4 protein-coding genes are annotated in these 2,476 nt (G+C 69.0%); 2 read left to right on the top strand and 2 right to left on the bottom strand.

Features of this window, described 5'->3' with window-relative positions; all coding sequences use genetic code 11:
- On the top strand, positions 1 to 1,020 hold a 1,020-nt coding region (locus tag VFS34_05125), incomplete at its 5' end, for a M28 family peptidase (protein ID HET9793825.1).
- A 3-nt stretch (positions 1,021 to 1,023) separates the two neighbouring features.
- Here the strand turns inward: VFS34_05125 and VFS34_05120 are convergent.
- Positions 1,024 to 1,326, bottom strand: coding sequence for a hypothetical protein (locus VFS34_05120; GenBank protein HET9793824.1), 303 nt, complete (start codon positions 1,324 to 1,326; stop codon positions 1,024 to 1,026).
- Positions 1,327 to 1,394: 68 nt separating this feature from the next.
- Here VFS34_05120 and VFS34_05115 point away from each other — a divergent pair, with 68 nt between their 5' ends.
- On the top strand, positions 1,395 to 1,844 hold the full coding sequence (locus VFS34_05115; protein ID HET9793823.1) for a hypothetical protein: 450 nt from the start codon (positions 1,395 to 1,397) through the stop codon (positions 1,842 to 1,844).
- Positions 1,845 to 1,910: 66 nt separating this feature from the next.
- On the opposite strand, the gene VFS34_05110 is transcribed toward VFS34_05115, so the two are convergent.
- Positions 1,911 to 2,159, bottom strand: a complete 249-nt coding sequence (locus VFS34_05110) for a hypothetical protein (protein HET9793822.1) — start codon at positions 2,157 to 2,159, stop codon at positions 1,911 to 1,913.
- Positions 2,160 to 2,476: the final 317 nt, after the last annotated feature.

The following is a 2,476-nucleotide window of genomic DNA, read 5'->3' as shown; positions in this document are numbered from 1 at the left end:
CGGCCGGCGGAGGCGAAGGTCGTCGTCGACCGGTTCGAGGCGTCGTCGGACCGGACGCACGGCCCCGCGCCTCTCCAGAACGTCTACCTCGTCGTCGAGGGCACCGATCCCGCGCGCCGCAGGAGCGCGGTGCTCGTTTCGGGACACTTCGATTCGATCTGCTCGGACTTCATGAGCGTCGCGTGCGACGCCCCGGGCGCCGACGACGACGCCTCGGGAACGACGGTCTCGCTCGAATCCGCGCGGCTCGTCGCGAAGCGCCCGCATCGCGCGACCGTCGTGTTCGCCGCGGTGTCGGGGGAGGAGCAGGGTCTGCTGGGCGGAAAGCGCCTCCTCGAATGGGCTCGCGGGCAGGGATACGAGGTCGCGGCGATGCTGAACAACGACATCGTCGGCGCGACCAACGGCTCCTCCGACCGTCGCCCGCGGGTGTTCTGCGATACCGACGCGTTCTCTCCCTCGCGGGAGCTCGGCCTGTGGATCGACGAGTTCGTCGGCGGCGTCCGCCCCGTCTTTCGAAAGGACCGTTTCGCGCGCGGGGGCGACCACCTCCCCTTCGTCGAAGCCGGTCTTCCCGCGGTTCGCTTCACCGAGCCGAAGGAGGACTACCGCCACCAGCACCAGACGGTGCGAACGGAGAACGGCGTCGAGTACGGAGACCTCCCGAAGTTCATGGATTTCGAATTCCTCGCGTCCGTCGCGCAGAAGAATGCCGAAGCGATCGACCGGCTCGCGGACGCTCCCGCTCCTCCTTCGGAAGCCACGGTCGAAGGCGCCGTCCAGCCGGATGCCACGCTGACGTTCGGCGCTCCCGACGACCCCGAGCGCGCCGGCTTCGAGATCCTCGCCCGCGACACGGCGGACTCGCGCTGGAAGGTCCTCCAGTCCGTCGCCGCGCCCGGGGCCCACGCGCTGCCGCTCCCGATCGACAACGAGTTCTTCGCGGTGCGCTCCGTCGGCAAGAACGGGATCCGGTCGATCGCCCTCGACGCGAAGCCGGTCGTTCGGAAGAAGAGCTGAGTTTCAGCCTTCGCGGGAAGGATCTTCCCCCGGGTCGGCGGGCGCGTCCGGGTTCTCGGGGTACGACACCTCTTCGTGCCGCCGCGTCGAATTGTCCAGGTGCCGGGGGACCTCCACGATCGTCCGCGTGACGTTCGGATCGCAGTTCGGCGACGCGTCCCAGTCGCACTCATACGTGTAGACGTTGTGGTCGTCGCGCTTTTCGAAGGACACGATCGTCTGGTACCGGTCGCAATTGCCGCACTTCACCGACATCATGAAGACGTCGATGACATGGGTCTCGCGGCGTTCTTCGGGATCTTCCATTTCCGGATTATCCCCCCGATTCGGAAGCCCGCTCCCGCGGTAGACTTCCGCCCGAGAAAGGGGTGCGCATGAAGAAGCTTCTGATCGGAGCCGCCGTGCTCGCCGGCGCCGCCGCGCTCGGTGCGGCCGAAACCGAGAAAACGATCCCGATGCCGAAGCGCGACCAGGTGGTTGCCATCGGCTTCGCCCAGGGGAAGGCGAAGATCACCAACCTCGAGATCCAGCACTACCCGGACAGCGACGACGTCGAGAAGGCGAAGACGAAAGACCTCAACGACAAGCACCTGACGTTCTGGAATTTCTCCGTCGAGAACCGGGACCTCGACCACAAGGTGAAGATGCGGATGGCCGTCGAGGTGATCGGGAAGGACGGCTCCGTCGTCGGCAAGGGGGACAAGAGCGACACGGTCGCGCCCGGCAAGCTCGACGACAACATCCGCGTGTGGGTGAGGATGCGCACGCTCGACATCGTGAGCGCGAAGAGCGCGAAGATCCACCTCTCGATCGAACCGAAGTAACCCCCGGCCGGAGGGCCCGAAAGAAAAACGCCCGCCGAAGCGGGCGTTTTTCGGTAAGGGCGCTGCTCAGAGAGAGGGAGGGGGCGGAGGCGGTTCCTCGTTCTTCTTCTTGTCCTTCTGCTTCTGCTTTTCCTTGTCGGCCGCCTTCTGGTCCTTGGCGCTCCCCTTGCCGCGATCCGGCGCCTGAGCCCGCGGGGCGGGCTTTCCCTCGGCCGCCGGCGGAGGCGGGGTGCCACCCTCCGGCGGCGGGACGTCGCGGCGAACCGGCGGCGGAGGCGGCGCCGGCGACTCCTGGCGCTGTCGCCCCGGAGGCACGGCCCGGCGCTCCGGAGGCGGAGGAGCCGACTCCGTGGAAGCGGCGGGCGGCGGCGCCGCCCTCTCGGCCGGGGGAGTGTTCGGACGGCGCTCGTCCTGACGCTCGCGGCCCGGCGGAACCGCGCGACGCGGCGGCGGGGGCGCCGATTCGCCGGCGGACGGCGGCGCTTCCTTCGCGGGCGGCGGCACCGCTCCTTCCGCGGCCGGATTCTGATTCGGCGGTCTCACGGCCGAAGGAGGGGTCTTCCGCTCCTGGCCGGGCGGAACGCGCTGACGCCATGACTCCGAAGCCGGCGGCGGCGGAGCCGGAGCGGCCT

This window comes from Thermoanaerobaculia bacterium (genome assembly GCA_035717485.1).
GTDB lineage: Bacteria > Acidobacteriota > Thermoanaerobaculia > UBA5066 > DATFVB01 > DATFVB01.
This window is presented reverse-complemented; position numbering and strand designations above follow the sequence as displayed.

Excerpts from the sequence above, each read along its gene's own strand:
- VFS34_05115 (HET9793823.1), top strand. The coding sequence starts at position 1,395 with ATGAAGAAGCTTCTGATCGGAGCCGCCGTGCTCGCCGGCGCCGCCGCG.
- VFS34_05120 (HET9793824.1), bottom strand. The coding sequence starts at position 1,326 with ATGGAAGATCCCGAAGAACGCCGCGAGACCCATGTCATCGACGTCTTC.